General features: G+C 51.3%; 15 protein-coding genes and 1 pseudogene. 9 read left to right on the forward strand and 7 right to left on the reverse strand.

Features of this window, described 5'->3' with window-relative positions; genetic code table 11:
• Both MUU51_RS06505 and fhuE read right to left on the reverse strand, forming a co-directional pair.
• A complete protein-coding gene (locus MUU51_RS06505; RefSeq protein WP_374684786.1) occupies nt 1-1,200 on the reverse strand; it encodes a TCR/Tet family MFS transporter in 1,200 nt (399 codons plus the stop codon).
• A 177-nt stretch (nt 1,201-1,377) separates the two neighbouring features.
• Entirely contained in the window at nt 1,378-3,549 is a 2,172-nt protein-coding gene (gene fhuE, locus MUU51_RS06510) for a ferric-rhodotorulic acid/ferric-coprogen receptor FhuE (protein ID WP_258967395.1), read from the reverse strand.
• A gap of 310 nt (nt 3,550-3,859) precedes the next feature.
• On the opposite strand from fhuE, the gene MUU51_RS06515 reads away from it, so the two are divergent.
• A complete protein-coding gene (locus tag MUU51_RS06515; RefSeq protein ID WP_374684787.1) occupies nt 3,860-4,915 on the forward strand; it encodes a YncE family protein in 1,056 nt (351 codons plus the stop codon).
• A 117-nt stretch (nt 4,916-5,032) separates the two neighbouring features.
• Complete coding sequence (locus MUU51_RS06520; RefSeq protein ID WP_159768415.1) at nt 5,033-6,217, forward strand: aminotransferase-like domain-containing protein; 1,185 nt, start codon at nt 5,033-5,035, stop codon at nt 6,215-6,217.
• Between the two features lie 45 nt (nt 6,218-6,262).
• Here MUU51_RS06520 and MUU51_RS06525 read toward each other — a convergent pair whose 3' ends face one another.
• Nucleotides 6,263-6,610, reverse strand: a complete 348-nt coding sequence (locus MUU51_RS06525; protein ID WP_235033607.1) for a winged helix-turn-helix transcriptional regulator — start codon at nt 6,608-6,610, stop codon at nt 6,263-6,265.
• Between the two features lie 121 nt (nt 6,611-6,731).
• Between MUU51_RS06525 and MUU51_RS06530 the strand changes: the two genes are divergently transcribed.
• The 6 genes from MUU51_RS06530 (at nt 6,732) to MUU51_RS06555 (ending at nt 13,108) form a co-directional block, all read left to right on the forward strand.
• The gene (locus MUU51_RS06530; RefSeq protein WP_159768418.1) at nt 6,732-7,478 is read left to right on the forward strand and encodes an SDR family oxidoreductase; all 747 of its coding nucleotides are present in this window, start codon (nt 6,732-6,734) and stop codon (nt 7,476-7,478) included.
• A gap of 139 nt (nt 7,479-7,617) precedes the next feature.
• The gene (locus MUU51_RS06535) at nt 7,618-9,372 is read left to right on the forward strand and encodes a cytochrome c biogenesis protein DipZ (protein WP_258967396.1); all 1,755 of its coding nucleotides are present in this window, start codon (nt 7,618-7,620) and stop codon (nt 9,370-9,372) included.
• A gap of 13 nt (nt 9,373-9,385) precedes the next feature.
• Nucleotides 9,386-10,069, forward strand: coding sequence for a peptide-methionine (S)-S-oxide reductase MsrA (gene msrA / locus MUU51_RS06540; RefSeq protein ID WP_258967397.1), 684 nt, complete (start codon nt 9,386-9,388; stop codon nt 10,067-10,069).
• A gap of 124 nt (nt 10,070-10,193) precedes the next feature.
• Nucleotides 10,194-11,753: an MltF family protein gene (locus MUU51_RS06545; RefSeq protein ID WP_258967398.1), complete on the forward strand. Its 1,560-nt coding sequence runs from the start codon at nt 10,194-10,196 to the stop codon at nt 11,751-11,753.
• 10 nt (nt 11,754-11,763) lie between these two features.
• Nucleotides 11,764-12,117, forward strand: a complete 354-nt coding sequence (locus MUU51_RS06550; RefSeq protein ID WP_159768427.1) for a hypothetical protein — start codon at nt 11,764-11,766, stop codon at nt 12,115-12,117.
• Nucleotides 12,118-12,223: 106 nt separating this feature from the next.
• Nucleotides 12,224-13,108 carry a LysR substrate-binding domain-containing protein gene (locus tag MUU51_RS06555; RefSeq protein WP_258967399.1) on the forward strand — a complete coding sequence of 295 codons (885 nt, stop codon included), beginning with the start codon at nt 12,224-12,226 and terminating at the stop codon, nt 13,106-13,108.
• Between the two features lie 56 nt (nt 13,109-13,164).
• Here MUU51_RS06555 and MUU51_RS06560 read toward each other — a convergent pair whose 3' ends face one another.
• The 3 genes from MUU51_RS06560 to MUU51_RS06570 form a co-directional block, all read right to left on the reverse strand.
• Nucleotides 13,165-13,332 (reverse strand): hypothetical protein, encoded by a 168-nt coding sequence (locus MUU51_RS06560; RefSeq protein ID WP_258967400.1) that lies wholly within the window; start codon nt 13,330-13,332, stop codon nt 13,165-13,167.
• Nucleotides 13,333-13,381: 49 nt separating this feature from the next.
• Complete coding sequence (locus MUU51_RS06565) at nt 13,382-13,954, reverse strand: DUF1796 family putative cysteine peptidase (protein WP_309582917.1); 573 nt, start codon at nt 13,952-13,954, stop codon at nt 13,382-13,384.
• A gap of 341 nt (nt 13,955-14,295) precedes the next feature.
• Nucleotides 14,296-15,192, reverse strand: coding sequence for a LysR family transcriptional regulator (locus MUU51_RS06570; protein WP_258967401.1), 897 nt, complete (start codon nt 15,190-15,192; stop codon nt 14,296-14,298).
• Between the two features lie 179 nt (nt 15,193-15,371).
• Here MUU51_RS06570 and MUU51_RS06575 point away from each other — a divergent pair, with 179 nt between their 5' ends.
• Nucleotides 15,372-16,124: a glucose 1-dehydrogenase gene (locus MUU51_RS06575; protein ID WP_258967402.1), complete on the forward strand. Its 753-nt coding sequence runs from the start codon at nt 15,372-15,374 to the stop codon at nt 16,122-16,124.
• Between the two features lie 84 nt (nt 16,125-16,208).
• Here the strand turns inward: MUU51_RS06575 and MUU51_RS06580 are convergent.
• Nucleotides 16,209-16,458: pseudogene (locus tag MUU51_RS06580) on the reverse strand (ISNCY family transposase); the annotation flags it as partial.
• Nucleotides 16,459-16,740 lie beyond the last annotated feature (282 nt).

Raw genomic sequence — 16,740 nt, forward strand, 5'->3', positions numbered from 1 at the left:
TTACGCAGCATCAGTGGATTCAGCGTCAACGTTTTTACGCGTGCCCAGAATAATTAACGGCACCGCGATAGCGTACACCACAACCACTGATAGCCAGATAGCACCTGGCCAGCTTTGCTGTACGACAAAATAGAATGACGAAAAGCCGAGCGGGGCGATAATCGACGCCAGGCTGATGGCTGACCCCAGCACGCCCTGGAACTGACCCTGACGATCTGCATCGACCTGCCGGGTGGCGAGCGCCTGTAACGCCGGAGCACCAATCCCGCCCAGCGCAAACAGCGGCATTATCGCGAACACCACCCAGCCTTCACGGGTAAAGGCCAGGATCACCAGCGCACAGCAGGAGCAGGCGACACCCACCAGAACCGCGCCCCGTTCACCAAAAAGACGGGTCGCCGGGCCGGGTAAAAACGCCTGAACCAGCGTCTGACACACGCCAAACGCGCCTAGCGACAGGCCAATCCACATGCCGTTCCAGGCGAAAGTGTCCGAGCCCCACAGCGCCCAACAGGTACCGTATACTTCACCGGTTGCGCTAAGAATGAAGAAGACCAGCACCAGCGGCATCAGCTTTTTCATTGAAAATACCCAACGCATCGGTTGGAGAGGATTAAGCGCGGAAAGTTTCAGTGAACGATGCGCCGGAACGCGCGATTCTGGCAATAAAAAAAGCGCCATCAGTAGGTTACAGGTGTTAAGCACTGCAGCCACCAGAAACGGCAGGCGAATCCAGGTATCGCCCAGCACGCCGCCTAACACCGGGCCAATAATAAAGCCGATGCCAAACATGGCGTTAAACAGGCCAAAACGGCGCGCGCGTTGTTCAGGTTTTGAAATATCGGTGATGTAGGCGGTGGCGACGGAAATGTTGGCGCTGGTCAGCCCGGCAATCGCACGGCCAACAAACAGCATCCAAAGATGAGGCGCGAACGCCATCACAACATAGTTGATCGCCGCGCCGGCAAGGGAGATGAGCAGCACCGGTCGACGACCAATGTTATCGCTTAACGCGCCCAGCATCGGGGCGAAAACAAACTGCATCGCAGCATACAGCGCCGTCATGATGCCAATATACGGTGCGATGTGGGTGGTGTGCGCCACGTCTTCCAGCAGACGTGGAAGAATAGGGAAGATAAGACCAATGCCCACCGCATCGAGACAGATTGTTGTGAAGATAACAATCAGGGATTTATTCATAGTGATTCTCTGAAGAGGAAGATAGTGTACTGAACATAAAAATGTACTTGGTACACATTTAGTGTGTGCGATCACCGATGACTTGTCAACGATAGCGATGGAAAGGAGTAGGACGGAACAGGCGAGAGCGGCTTAAGACTTCAAAAAGAGACCCCGGCGAGCGCCAGGGCGAGAACATCAGAAGGTATACCCTACGCTGACGGAGACATTCCGCGGTTCGCCGTACACCGCCGAGTCGCCAAGCCAGCTATAATAGCTGCGGTCGAAGAGGTTGTTAACATTCGCCTGAACGGCGACTTGTTTGCTGACCTGATATCGGGCAAACAGGCTCGCCAGCGGGAAGCTTCCCTGATAAACACGCTGCGTTTCGCCGTCTGGCCCAATTGCATCCTGGAAGGTTTTATTCTGCCAGGTCATCCCACCGCCGATGGTCAGGTCTGCCAGCGTGGGCACCTGATAACGGGTGAACAGCTTGAAGGTGGTCTGCGGCATATTACTGTTAAACCGGCCTTCAGAATCCCGCGCCACATAACGCGTCGCGCCGAATGTCATCTGCAAGTTATCCGTCAGGGCACCGTTTAATTCAAATTCCGCACCTTTGCTGACGGCGCCTTTCGCCGGACGATAGGCCTGCTCACTGCTGCCATTCACAAATTCACCTTCCACTTCCTGCCCGACGTTTTCTTGTTCGATGCGGAAAATCGCGAAAGTAGCCGTCAGGCTGCCGTTGAACCAGTCGGATTTGAGCCCCGTTTCGTAGTTTTTCCCGGTAATCGGTGAAAGATACTGGCCGCTTGAGTCGCGTTTGGTTTGCGGCTGGAAGATAGAGGTGTAACTGGCATACGCTGACCAGGTGTCATCGATGTCATACACCAAACCGCCGTATGGCGTAATGTTGTTTTTGCTCATGTCACCGCTGCTGCCGATAGTGCTCCACTGGGTGTAGCGCGCCCCCAGGATCAGTGACAGCGGATCGGCGAGAGACAGGCGGGCTGCGGTGTAAGCCGATTTCTGTCTTACGATGTCATCGGCGTTCTGATACCAGTCACCCCATTGCGGATCGACCACATTGCCAGTCCAGCCATTGTTGAAGATACCCATTTGTTCGCTGTCCAACGGGCCATCGGCGCTAAAAGTTGAATTATGCTGACGGCTGTAACTCACGCCGGCCACCAGCTGATGCTGACGACCCAACAGCTCAAACGGGCCACTGGCGTAGGTGTCGATGGAGTCCAGATGACGTTCGCCGCGGTCTTTACTGCCAAAACCGGTGGTCCCTGCGCCGGTGGTTTCGTCCGGATTGCCCATCACATAAAGCAGCTTGTCGTTAAACGTTTGCTCCGCGTGCGTGCCGTTCACGCGGAAGATCCAGCCGTTGTCGAAGGTGTGAGTCAGATTGGCAAAGACTTTGCGCGAATTCAGGTTATATCGCGTCCAGTCTGCGGCGCTGTTCAGGCTGCGATCGTAATCGGTACGCTTGCCGTTGCTGTACCACGTTGGCAGACCGCCCCAGGTCGGGTTATCGGTGTTGCTTTCCTGATAGTCATAACCCAATGAGAGCAGGGTGCTGTCGGTTACGTCGGCATCAATAACGCCGTATAAGAATTTTTTGGTCTTATGGTACCTGTCGAGCCAGCCGTCCTGGTCCTGATAACCGGCAATCACACGGGCACGCACGGAACCTTCCTGATTGAGCGGGGCAGAGAGATCGGCCACGTAGCGCTGATCGTTCCAGCTGCCGTAGCTGGCACTCAGATTGCCGGTAAATATTTTGCTGTCGGCATGTTTGCGTACCATATTCACCGACGCCGCCGGGCTTCCTGCGCCGGTCATCAAGCCCGTTGCACCGCGAACCACTTCTATTCTGTCATAAATCGCCGTATCAGATGCCGCATCGCCGTAGTTCCACACGTCGCTAACGGAGGTGGGGATATCGTCATAGGTGTAATTACTGATTTCAAATCCGCGTGAGAAGTAGGTCGAGCGCTCGCTGTCCACCACCTGTGCTGAAATACCGGTGGTGTTCGTCAGTACATCACCGACATTTTCCAGATCCTGATCCTTCATGCGCTGCTCGGTGATCACACTGAAAGACTGCGGTAAATCACGCGGAGCAAGCTGCATTTTGGTGCCCGCATGAGTCGATTTCACGTTGTAATCATGCGTTTCGTCGCTGTCCGTACCGCTGCTGCCTTCGACGATCATCGTTTGTTCGCTCTCAGGACTGGCAGAAAGTGCCTGAGGTGAATAGAGCAGGGCATGGATAGCTGACGCAAGCAGTGAAACGGTCATTAACTTTTTGCCAGACGTGCGGGGGCCGCCGCTGGCTTCCTTGCAGATAAAAAACATAAAGGTTCCTGTCAGAATTATTGTTATGTGAAGCGTTGTCGTTTCTGTGGATGCCCTGGCTCTCTCATGGCCTGGTACGTGAAAAGCGGAGAACGACTTAATAAGAATGGTAATAATAATTATTTGCTTTTGCGTCGTCGCGCAAGAGTTTAGCTCTATATGTAACAATTTGTGAATCAGCAACCGACTGATAACCCTGTTTTTCAATGGGTTTACAGAAATAACGCAAATGCTTATGATTCTCATTAATATAAAAGCCACACCGATTTTCCCATTTTGGGCAGGGTTCTTTCCTATTACGGAGTTTCAGATGCTATTTCCCTTCGCGCAGTACAAAACAACAATCGCCCTTGCGATGACCGCGGCTTTCAGCCTGTCGACCTTTAACGTTCAGGCGCAAACTGCGGTGACTGGCGTGTCGGAAAAGGTGATAGGCGATGGACTGTATGAAATGGTGTATTTGCCAGAAACAAAGGCCCTGTACGTCGCCAGCGCACAGGGTTTTAAAGATGTAAACGGCGGGGCGTTATATCGTCTTGATCCGGCTACGCTGAAAAAAACCGGTGAGACCTTTACCGATTACAAAAACTTCGGCATGACGATGGATCCTGGTGGGAAGCTGTTTTACACCACCAACACGCTGGACGGTGGGGTATCGAAAGTGGATGCCGAAAGCGGAAAAGTGCTGCAACGATTGATGTTTGAAGGCAAAGACAAAGACGGCGACCCGGTGGGCGCGCGAGAAATCTTCTGGCACAACGGCATGCTGTTTATCGGCGGTGTCGCGGACCCAGGTTTTATTTCGGTCGTCGACGCAAACACCATGACGCTGAAACATCGGATTGAAAATGCCGGCAAATGGGTCACTGGCATTATCTATTCCCCGGTCACTCAGCGTATCTATGCAGCCAACGGGGGCGGGGAAATTCTCACGATCAATCCTGAAACCTACAAAATAGAACAGCGCTGGACGCCAGGCGACGGAAAAACGTATTTATTCCTGAACATGGCGGAAGACGCCAAAACCGGTCGGCTGTTCGTGACTGACGATTCCAAAGCCAAAGTGACGCTGGTCATTGATGAACGGACTGGCAAGGTGCTTAAACGCATTGAAGGTGATGCGTTAGGGATTAAATTTAATGATAAGCGCAACGAAATTTATATCAGCCAGCGTGAATCGAAGAAAGTACTGCAGCTGGACGCCACCAGTTATGCAGTGAAACACAGTTGGTCTTTTGACAGTCATCCAAATAGCCTGCTTATCTCGCCGGATGGACAGTCGCTGTATGTAACGGTCAAGCAGGAATTTAATGAAGACAACACCACCAAAGGCCCGGATAGCGTGGTGCGTATTGCACTGAACTGAGTCTGTTGCGCATAAAAACCACGCCTGGCGTGGTTTTTTGCTTTTGATTGTTAAAGGCATTGCTTATTCGTTTGGGTGCTATGTATATTTTAGGTGAATAAAAACGAGAGAAAAAACATGAGCAAGAGCAATCACCTCGCAGACCGCATCCAACAGCTTCAACCTTCCGCCATTCGTGAACTGTTAAAACACAGTAAAATGCCAGGCGTTATTTCACTGGCTGGCGGCATCCCGTCGGGAGAATTATTCGATAAAGAAGGGCTTATCCAGGCCACGCAGCTCGTCGTCGAAGAGAACTTCGGTGAGGCGTTCCAGTACGGTTTAACAGAAGGGACCGTCGAATTACGCGATCATTTGGTCGGGCTGTGTCAATCTCGTGGAATTGACACCACGGCTGACCGTCTGCTGGTCACTTCGGGTTCTCAGCAGGCGCTGGATTTGCTGATCCGTTCGCTTGCTAATCCGGGCGATGTGTTTGTTGTAGAGCGTCCAACGTATCTGGCGACCCTGCAAATTCTCAGTCTGACCAACGCCACCGTGCAGTCGGTGGGCAGCGACGCCGATGGGATGCTCGTCGATGAGCTCGAAACACTGCTGCACACGACGCGCATCAAAGCGGTCTACATTGTGCCGACCTTCGGTAACCCGAGCGGGACTACGCTGAGCGCCGAACGTCGTGAAAAACTGGTCAAACTGGCGATTAAACACGACTTCGTGATCATCGAAGACGACCCCTATGGCGCCATCAGCTTTACCGAAGAACGTCAGAAAACCTTGTTCCAGACCGCAGCTGAACTGGGTAACCATGACAGCGTGGTCTACACGTCGACGTTCTCAAAAATTTTGGCACCGGGCCTGCGTGTGGGCTGGATTATTCTGCCGGAATGGATGAAACAGAAAGTGGCGATTGTGAAACAGGCGACCGATCTTCACGCCAACTCATTTACCCAATCTCTGGTGGCGGCGTATCTGACCCTGAATCGCCTTGACCCGCAAATCGCGCTGATCCGTGATGCCTATAAGCAAAAATGCCTGGCGCTGTCGCGCTTCCTGAAAGAGGAACTCGGCGATCACATCACCTTTAATCAGCCACAGGGCGGTATGTTCCTGTGGGCGCAGTTCCGGTATGACTTCGACACCACAAAATGGCTGAAGCAGACGCTGGAAAAAGGTGTGGTTTACGTGCCGGGCGAGTTCTTCTTTAGCGATCATGCGGATAAGAAAACGCTGCGTTTTTCTTACGCGACTGCCACCGAAGAGCAACTGTACGAAGCCGTTAAACGTCTTAAATCTGCACTGTAATTTCCGTATGTTTCGCCCGGTGGTGCTCTGCTGCCGGGCTAGTCTTCACCTCATCGCGGCGGCATTCTCCCGCATCCATTCCGCCAATGAATCCAGCGTCGGGCGCAGTGATTTCCCGAGTGCGGTAATCTGATATTCCACACGCGGCGGCACTTCGGCAAATACCTCTCTGGTTAACAACCCGCGCGCTTCAAACTGGCGCAGCTGGCGCGTGAGCTCTTTTTGGGTGATAGGGTCGACCGCGCGCTGTAATTCGCTGAATCGGACCGGCTCATCAATCAGGATCAGCCGATAGAGGATAGGGATCGCCCATTTCCCGGCAATCAGGTTTACAAAACCAACCATCGGACAATCCGACCCTGCGGTTGGCACCAGGTAAATATTTTTTGTCATGCGGACTCCCGTCGTTCGTCAATGCATTCCATGGCGTGCCTTAGTATCCAAAAGGTGCCTACTATCTAAAAGATACTATAGCGCAAATAATGACGTCACCAGCTAAATATGAGGTGACATAATGGGCAGACTTAACGGCAAATACGCATTAATTACCGGCGGCACCAGCGGCATTGGGTTGGAAACAGCTCGCCAGTTCCTGGAGGAAGGTGCGACGGTGGCGATAACCGGACGCAGCGAATCAGGCCTGCTGGCCGCGAGGGAGCAGCTCGGTGAAAATGTGCTGATTCTCAAAAGCGATGCGGGCGATTTAGGCCAACAACAACAGTTGGCCGGTGCATTACGCGAACAGTGGCCACGGCTGGATATCCTTTTCGCTAACGCCGGTGATGTCACGCATCAGTCGCTTGAGGCGTGGGATGAACACGCATATGACCGTCTGATGAGCACCAATCTCAAAGGGCCGTTCTTCCTCATCCAGGCGCTGTTACCGATGCTGGCGAATCCGTCATCGGTGATTGTCTGCGGGTCAGTGAGCGCCCGGATTGGCTTACCGCAGAGCAGCGTTTACGCCGCCAGTAAAGCGGCAATACTGTCACTGGCACGCACGTTGTCGGGCGAGCTTCATCCGCGAGGGATCCGTGTCAACGGCTTAAGCCCTGGCCCAACAGAAACTCCGGCACTGGGTAAACTGGGCAACGGCGTGGCAGAGGAAAAACTGCGCGAGGGTATCCGTCAACTGGTGCCGATTGGGCGTTTAGGCACTTCGTCTGAACTGGCAAAAGCCGCGGTATTTCTGGCCTCCGATGAATCTGCGTATATCGTTGGGACCGATTTACTGGTTGATGGCGGCGTAGGGAATCTATAACACCTTCCAGCGCTCTCCTTCGCGGAGGGCGCTTCCCGCAGTTATCACAAAAATGTAAATATTCCGCGAGGATCCCGTAACCAATACCCCGCTACAGTCAGGACATCACCTCCACGTTGTCCTTGCTGAGGCTTCAACTATGCTGGTCATTACTCTTGCTTATCTTGGCGGTCTGCTGACCATTGCCAGCCCTTGTATTCTCCCGGTTCTGCCGTTTGTTTTCGCCCGCTCAGACCAACCTTTTACTCGCTCGGGGCTACCGTTACTGCTCGGCATGGCGCTGACGTTTACGCTGTTTGCTACCCTGGCGGCGGTCGGCGGCGGTTGGGTGGTGGCCGCGAATCAGTACGGGCGCATTGCCGCGTTAGTGCTGATGGCGGTATTTGGCATTACCTTGCTGTTCCCGCAGATCGGCGAACGCCTGATGCATCCGCTGGTTAATGCCGGGAATACGCTTTCCGAAAAAATCACTTCTGGCCGCTCGGCCGGGCCGGGCAGTTCGTTGCTATTAGGTGTGGCGACCGGGTTGTTATGGGCGCCGTGTGCCGGGCCCATTCTTGGCCTGGTCTTAACAGGTGCGGCTTTGCAGGGCGCGAACGCAGGTTCAACGCTACTTCTGTTGGCCTACGCTGCCGGGGCGGTGACCTCGCTGGCGCTGGCGTTATTAATTGGCGGCAAAGTTTTTAGCGCCATGAAACGTTCGCTCGGCGTGGGGGAATGGATCCGCCGTGGGCTGGGTGCGGCAATGCTTTTGGGCGTCGCCGCTATTTCACTGGGCCTCGATACCGGCGTACTGGCGCGTTTGTCGACCGTTTCCACCGGCGGGATCGAGCAGACGTTAGTTCAAAAATTGAAACCTGAGAGTGCGCTTTCCGCGAGGAAACCGTCTGCGACGCTGGCATCCGCTACCAATGAAAATGTGCCTGCGCTGGTTGATGCTGGAATGATGCCTTCGTTGAACGGCGCGGTGCGATGGCTGAACTCGCCGCCGCTTACCGCTGAATCACTGCGCGGAAAAGTGGTGCTGGTCGATTTCTGGACGTACTCCTGCATCAATTGCCTGCGCACGCTGCCGTACGTTAAAGCCTGGGCGGAAAAATACCGCGACCAGGGCCTGGTGGTGATTGGCGTGCATGCCCCTGAGTTCGCCTTCGAAAGAGATATCAATAACGTCACCAAAGAAGCCAAAAAACTCGGCGTCACTTATCCGATCGCCATCGATAACAATTTCAGTATCTGGCAGGCGTTCAATAACCAGTACTGGCCCGCGCACTATTTCATCGATGCCAAAGGTCACATCCGCTACATGCATTTTGGAGAGGGGAATTACGCCGAATCCGAACGCGTGATTCAGGAACTGTTACGCCAGGCTGGCGCCCAAAACGTCAATGACAAGCTGGCGAACGTGACAGGCAAGGGCGTTGAGCAATCGGCCAGCGGCATGAACGATATTTCACCGGAAACCTATCTGGGTTATCAGCGCGCCGAGAATTTTGCTTCCGGCAGCCTGAATAACGATGACGTGGCTGATTACCCTCAACCGACGGCGCTGCCGCTTAACGCCTGGGGTTTGGTGGGGCGCTGGAATGTCGGCGGCGAGCACATCACGCTGGCGGGCGACAAAGGCCGCATTGTGTATCAGTTCCGCGCGCGCGACGTGCATCTGGTGCTAGGCCCCGCAGACAACGGCAAGCCCGTGCGGTTTAAGGTGTCTCTCGACGGGCAGCCACCCGGCGCAATGCACGGCAGCGATATTGCTGCTGATGGCTCTGGGACTGTGACCGATCAGCGTTTATACCAGCTGATTCGCCAGAAAGACGGGGCCGGTGAGCATACAGTCAGCATTGAATTTGAACAACCAGGCGCGACAGCATACGCCTTCACGTTTGGCTAAGAGGGGAAAGATGATGAGTAAATTTACGTGTCTCCGGATCGCCGCCGCCCTGACCGCCACGCTGTTTTTGTCAGGCACTGGCTGGGCTCAATCCATAAACGTGCCGCCACCTGCTCAGGATGAAGCACCCTCAGGTCAGGGACTTGAAACGGCCGTTTTTGCGGGCGGCTGTTTTTGGGGCGTGCAGGGCGTTTTCCAGCATATCAAAGGCGTGACCAGCGCGGTTTCCGGGTATGCGGGCGGCAAGGCCAGAACCGCAAATTACCCGACGGTGAGCAGTGGAATGACCGGCCATGCGGAGTCGGTGAGTGTGACCTTCGATCCGCAAAAAATCACTTACGGTAAGCTGTTACAGGTTTTCTTCTCAGTGGCGCATGATCCAACTGAACTCAACAAACAGGGCCCGGATTACGGCACGCAGTACCGCAGCGCGTTGTTTGTGCAAAGTGCCAGTCAGGAAAAAGTGGCGAAGGCGTACATCGCCCAGTTGAACGCCGCACATACTTTCAGTGACCCGGTGGTGACCACTGTCGAAGATAAAGCGCAGTTCTATCCAGCGGAGAAATATCACCAAAACTTTCTCAACGACAATCCTGATTATCCCTACATCGCGATTAACGACATTCCTAAAGTCCAGCAGTTGAAAGCTGACTTCCCGACGCTGTGGCAAACCACGCCAGTGCTGGTCAAAGAGTAGGGCGCAAGCGACTGAAATACCCTCGCCACGGACGGCACCGCGCGGGATGTTCACCCTTTATTCTTACGCCTGTCGTCGGTAAATTGACTAAAATAGAGTGATGCACCGCGCGGAGTGCCGCTCCATGAATGCATCATTTTCACATCCCTTTACTGCCGCCAATTTGATTGGCCTTGCCGCATTATTGTTCGTCACCGCTGCGTTTACGACGCCTGTAAAAGATGGCCACGATAAAGCCCTGAGCGTCAGCATGGAGGACATACAGAAGCCCTGGGTCGGTGATTTGCAGGGCATGTACGATAGGCGGGTGATCCGCGTGCTGACAACCTACAGCAAAACCTTTTACTTCATCGACAAAGGCACCCAACGCGGCGTGACCCACGATGCATTTATGGCGTTCGAGCGCGACCTGAACAACAAGTTGATGAAAGATAAACGGCTCAAACATCGCCACCTGAAGGTGCGCATTATCTTTGTGCCGGTGACCCGCGAGCAGCTCTTTAGCGCCCTGAATGAGGGGAAAGGGGATATCGTCGCCGCGAATCTGACCATTACTCCCGATCGCATGAAGCTTGCCTCCTTCACTGATCCGGTTTATGCCAACGTCAAAGAGCTGCTGCTGTCCGGGCCGGATTCACCTAAGGTAGAAAACCTTGAACAGCTGTCAGGCAAAACCGTTTTTGTCCGTTATTCATCAAGCTATTATGAAAGCCTGAAAACGCTGAATGCACACTTCGCAAAACAATCCTTACCCCCGGTCACGCTACAACCCGCTCCTGAAGCCCTTGAGGATGAAGACCTGATTGAAATGCTCAATGCCGGGTTGATCCCGCTGATTGTCGTCGACAGGCATAAAGCACTTTTCTGGAAAAATATTTTCCCTAACATTGAGGTACATGAAAATATCGGCCTTCGCGATCACGCTAATATTGCCTGGAGCGTGCGTAAGAGTAATCCTCAACTGCTGGCTGTATTAAATGGCTTTGTGCGTGAAAATAAAGTAGGGAGCACATTCGGAAATATACTGTTAATACGATACTTAAAGAACGCTAAATACGTGAAGAGTGCGACATCCGAAGCGGAACGGCGGAAGTTTTTAACCTTGGTAGATATCTTCCGAAAATACGGTGAACGCTACAACGTGGACTGGCTGCTGATGATTGCCCAAGGGTATCAGGAATCCCGGTTGAATCAGAAAGTACGCAGCCCGGTCGGGGCGATTGGTGTGATGCAGGTGATGCCGAAGACCGGGAAAGAGCTGAACGTCGGCGATATTCGCAATCTGGACCCCAACATTAACGCCGGGGTCAAATATATGCGCTGGATGATAGACCAGTACTACGGCGATGAGCCAATGACCCCGCTGGATAAAGTGCTGTTCTCGTTTGCCTCGTATAATGCCGGTCCTGCCCGGATCGCACGCTTACGCACAGAAACTCAAAAGCGCGGCTTCGACCCCAATGTCTGGTTTGGTAACGTTGAGAATTTGGCCGCCGAGAAAATTGGCGCTGAAACCGTTACCTACGTCAGCAATATTTATAAATACTACATTGCCTATCGACTGGTTATTGATGAACTGGCCCGCAAACAGAAAGCGGTGGAGCAATCTACAAGTAAGGCTAGACTGGAAAAAGCGGTGCCTGTCCCACAGAAAAAACCTGAAAAACCCGTCAGCAATAATTGAGGCATTAATAATGATAAAAATGGTCTGCAGCATCGCGTTTGCAGGGTTGATGGTGTCCGGTTGTACTTCCCAAAAATCCACCTCGCCAGAGGAAGCGCAATATCAACGCGTAATGACGGCAGCTCACAGCTGCGCAGAAGAGGTCAGAGAGAAAACCATCGCGCTGGTTGCCAATGGTGCACCGACACGCACACGCTGGACGACGGCAAACTACGTCACCAAAGATTCTGCGGGCAAAGAACAGAGTCGCTCCGTTGAGTACCGAACCTCCACCATTCTGGACAACGGTTCAGAAGGTAGCGCCTGGAAGAAATGCATGCAGGACGATGATGCTTTGGTGCCGGAGCTGACGTTTACTCGCTAAATCAGTGCGGTAACCAGGCCGCTATCTTCAGTTTGGCCCCGAAAGCAATTAAACTAAAAAATATAGATTTGACTGATTCATCATTTGTATTGATGCATGGGGAGTTATGGATTTACGACACCTGAAATACTTTCTGGCAGTTGCAGAAGAACGGCATTTTGGCCGGGCGGCAGAGCGGCTCAACATCGTTCAGCCTGCATTGAGCATGCAGATAAAAGCGCTAGAAGCTGAGCTGGGCGGCCCTTTGCTGATCCGCACCAGCCGTCGGGTCGAACTGACCGACGCCGGTAAGCTTTTGCAGGCTGAAGCCATGCGCACGCTGGAGCATATGGAACATACGCGTCTTGCGGTCGAACGTTCAATTCGTGGTGAAACGGGTCGCATACGGGTCGGGTTTGCTGGCAATGCTGTCTTTAGCGGCAGGCTGATGCAGGACGTGCGCTCATTTCATCAGACGTATCCGGATGCTGAGATTATTTGCCAGGAACTGGCCCCGCAGCTACAAAACGATGCAATCCAGAACGGTACGCTGGATGTCGGCTATATGCCTGATTACTATCCGGAACATGACCCGGCTATGATTTATGAGTCTGTAGGGAAATGGGGAAGGGTAGTGGTGATGTCCAGCGAGCATCCTCTTGCCGATAAAGAGAGTCTGACCGTGGATATGCTGGCCAATGAGCCGTTGATCATGTACTCCATCAATGACGCGGATTCTGAACTTGATTCACAGTTACAAACGCTGCTGGGTGAATCATTAAATATCGCCTTGCGAATTTCCAGTTCACTGAGCGTGCTCGCCATGGCAGGGGCTGGATTGGGTATCGCGCTGGTTCCCGCGCCGTTAGCGCGGGTGGCGATCCCGGGCATCGTTTATCGAGTGCTGGATTCGAAAGAGCTGTCAGCGAATCTGATGATGGTCAGTCGTAAAGATGAACCCAGTGCTGCGGTACAGGCTTATATTAACCACACGCGGCAAAATCTATGCTAGGTAATTACTGGAAATTTTGGTTGGACAGGCCGGAGGCGCGTCCGCATGTGTTTACGCTATGAGATCAAATCCTGTTTGCTGATACCATCAACTTTACTGAACATTTCTGCAAAAAGCCTGTCATCTTTTTTTGCCCAGAATGTGTCTAAATCATCTCCACCCCAAATATCATGGGTATGACACACAAACTCAAGTAAACCTGACTTATGGAAATTAAAATCCATGAATTTCTCAACACTTCTGTCAATAATATTTTGGTAAAAAAGTACCACTTTACAATTCCGATTTTGTATATTGTATATTGTATAATGATAATAGCTCGTTAAGGTGAGATCGTAGTGATGAAAGATTTGAGTTGTCGGTAATTCTGTGATGATATAAAAAAACAAAATCCTTTGTTCCCCGCAATTTTATTTGCCGTGAAACTCGTCGTTTAAATGCCCTATTATCCTCTCTCACTTGGAGTGGGTTATGATGTGTAAATTCGAACCCGAGCATGTGTCGGGGACTGTACTTGTCATTGCATTTTTTATAATACGCGGAGCGAATAACAGAGTTGGTGCCATCCGGGCATTGTACCAGGCAATCTGTTTTCAGCAGATTTTTATAATTATCATGTTCCATTTGAAGAATATACTCAATATTGGAACGTCCTGCGGAAAAAACCGTACTAAAAGATTTTCTGTTGTGCCTGCGTAAGATATCATCGGGAAGACAGTTCTCACCCATAGAAACCCAAAGCGTATCAGCTTTGAGATTGTCTTTGTTCTTCCATTTTTTATGCATGTTTTTAATCGTGCGCTTAAAAGAACGCAAATTGTTTTTTATATATTGATTCATGATCATCGCATTTATTACCTTTAGCACTATCTTTGTTGTAGGGGATAAGCTACACCATTCATAAGTATAATCCTCTGTGAAAAATGTAATTCACAATGCAATTAATAATTAAATCGTGGGTAAATAGTTAGCACAGGAATATACGCTTAAACGTAGCATTGATTTCCCCATCGTGGAATATAGGGATTTTCTTAAAATATAGAAGAATAAATGAAGGTGAAGATTTGAGTCTATCTTGCTCCAGGGTGCATCAGCCGACTGGTGGTATCGTCAACATAGACCAGAGCAGTACAGGGCCTCAAACCAGTGATTGTCGCAGCCGTCAATCTGTATCCGCTCGCAACGAATTAAGTATTAACACGAATTGCTGAAATTAATGCTTTCAGTGCTGCTGGCATTTGCCGGTGACCGGAAAAATAGAGGCAGAAACCGGGTACAGTCGGTGACCAGTCAGACAGTACGCGTACCAGTCTGCCAGCTGCAACATATTGTCTATTTTTTTCGCTGTCGAGGGCATACACCAACCCAATCCCTTGTAGCGCAATATCAGTCATCAAATCGACCGTATCAAATACCAGCGGACCGTGTACCGGTATCGCAATGTGTCTACCTTCTTTGACAAATTCCCATCGATACTGATTACCACTGGCGATTTGACGTCTGCCAATACATAAATGCTGTTGTAAATCTTGTGGCGTCTTCGGTAGAGGAACACGGCGAAAATAATCGGGCGAACCATACACAGCGGCAGTGAGGTCATGAGTAACCCGTACCACATTCATATCCTGAGGTATATCAGAGTGTAATCTGATACCGGCATCAAAACCCTCTTTAATAATATCTACAAAGCTATCATTGAGCGAAATCTCCAGAGTTATATCAGGAAAGTTACGACAGAAATCCTGAAAAATAGGTTCCAGGACCATCTGATACGCAATGCGAGAAGAGTTGATCCGTAGTCTGCCGTGGGGAAGCTTGCGGAAGGCGTTTACATCTTCGACAGCCTCCTCAATAGTCGAAAATGCAGGAGCAATTTTTTCCAGCAATGCCATTCCTGCTGCGGTAGGTGAAACGGTACGGGTAGTACGATTAAGCAGTCTGACACCGAGTCTTTCTTCCAACGATCTTAAGGAATGGCTAAGAGTGGAGGAAGTCAGATTAAGTCGCGCTGCGGCTCGGCGGAAACTTCGCTCTTCGGCAACAGCAACAAATGCCGTCAGTTCTCCCAGCTCATTGGTGCGCATGCAGTTATCCCATTAATGAATGTGAGCCATTAGTTCATGTGATATAGCATGGCTTATTTTAACCAATAAAGCATCTTATAGTTGGTCAATCAGCCTTAAGAAAATGAGTTAGGTTTTAGCCGTTCAGGTTATTTATTCACATTACGACAACATCATAAATATCAAGGGGTAAATTCATCATGAAAACTTTCGCTGATAAAGTGGTACTGATTACCGGGGGGACTTCTGGGATTGGCCAGGTAACTGCTCTTGCCTTTGCCAGAGAGGGGGCCAATGTTGTCGTTCTGGGACGACGGGAAGTTGAGGGAAAAGAAACTGTCGCTCTCATCGAGAAGGTAGGTGGGAAAGGTCTCTTTATACAGACGGATATTTCAGACGAGGAAGCGATTGCTTTCTCAGTTACGCGAACTATTGAAGTATTTGGTGCCCTTCATTTTGCATTCAACAATGCAGGTATTTTCCTCACACCAGCCCCCATTACTGAAACCTCAGCTGATGCCATTGACCGCATTTTGACGGTTAATGTGCGTGGCACCGCACTTTGTATGAAATATCAAATCCCTGCGATAATGACAAGCGGGGGTGGTGGTATCGTCAATACCGCCTCCTTCCTGGGGCTCAGGGCCTTTCCGGGGTCGGCGATATATAACGCCAGTAAGTCTGCCGTTATCGGGCTGACCAAATCTGCGGCAGTGGAGTTTGCTTCACAGGGAGTTCGGATCAATGCGGTGTGTCCGGGCGTCATTGATACGCCCATGAACGAGGAGATGCGGACAGAAGAAAGCGGTCGTGATTTTCTCAATAACCTGCAACCGATGAAGCGCACTGGAAATCCAGAAGAAATTGCCGGTGCGGTTATTTATTTATGTTCTCCAGGTGCAGGGTTTATTACGGGCACCACACTCAGTGTTGATGGCGGGATTACAATTTAGGTTCCTGGCGCATTTCAAGAAAACTAGCCCGAGTTAAAGTCCGGGCTATTTAAACCTGTTTTTTCCAAATATTTCTTCTGAACGTCACTGAAGTTTCACCAGAGCATTAAGAATATCGTCCTGATCCAAGGATCGCTGGGATTTCTTCGTTGTGGGGGTTTTACGCCTGCGTGAAGGACCGTGTTCGTTGTCCACAATGGCACCCTGGTCGATTTCAGAGTTTGTCATAGGTGGAGTAGGGAAGTGATACACCATTTAGCCGGAGCTCTTTATGTCCCTCAGGGTAATGCCAGACATCGATGTATTTACCAATCGCCCGACGACTGAATTCGCTGGCAAGGCGGCTATTTTATTCTGCTGGGTCCATGAGATAAAAGGTCTTATTCATTGCAGATGTATTTGCCAGGTTTCAACTGGTGAGGTGTCGGCGTGGCCATCCGCGCAGCATAATCACTCACAAACTGCGATTGTGATGTTTACCGGACGATCGATGATATTCGAGGAAAAGAATGACACGAACAGTCGAAAAAAATTGAGTACGATCTGGAGCGAGTACGCCGCGAACGTGATGCCTTGAAAGCCAATCGTGGTGGGCAGTCTAACTATAAGATGGCGT

The organism is Scandinavium manionii, assembly GCF_024764775.1.
GTDB lineage: Bacteria > Pseudomonadota > Gammaproteobacteria > Enterobacterales > Enterobacteriaceae > Scandinavium > Scandinavium manionii.